Origin of the sequence: Mesorhizobium sp. M4A.F.Ca.ET.020.02.1.1 (assembly GCF_004022645.1) — a bacterium.
GTDB lineage: Bacteria > Pseudomonadota > Alphaproteobacteria > Rhizobiales > Rhizobiaceae > Mesorhizobium.
The window spans coordinates 1-457 of the sequence record NZ_RZOI01001396.1; the positions used below are offsets into that span (position 1 = coordinate 1).

Sequence of the window (457 nt, forward strand, 5' to 3'; positions counted from 1 at the left end):
AAGCAGCGGCTCGCCGTCGGCGGTGACGGCGCAGATGCAGCGGCTGGAGGAGATCGTCGGCGAGCCGCTGCTTGCTCCCCAAGGCCGCGGGCGCGGCCTGACGCCCGCCGGCGAGGATCTGGTCGGCCATGCCCGACGCATCCTCGCCGTCCACACCGAGGCCTGGCTGGCGCTGAAGGGCGCGCGTGCCGGCGGCCGCGTTGCCATCGGCACGACGCAGGATTTTGCCGATCGTGGCCTGCCGGAGCTGCTGCGCTCCTTCGCCGTCAGCCATCCGCGCGTCAGGATCGAATTGCGCGTCGGCCGCTCGGCCGAGCTTGCACAGGCACTGCAGGCCGGCCAGCTCGATCTCGCGATCACCATGCGCCAGGCCCCGGCATCGGACGAGGTCGCGGTGATCGGCGAGCCGATGCGCTGGCTCTGCTCGCAAAAAGGGCTGGCTGCGCGCGAAGAGGAG

General features: G+C 72.0%; 1 protein-coding gene. It reads left to right on the plus strand.

Translation table 11 applies throughout. The features are described 5' to 3' along the window. Window positions 1-457 (plus strand): LysR substrate-binding domain-containing protein (locus EN742_RS37335; RefSeq protein ID WP_128334009.1); only part of this gene is annotated, 457 nt, incomplete at both ends.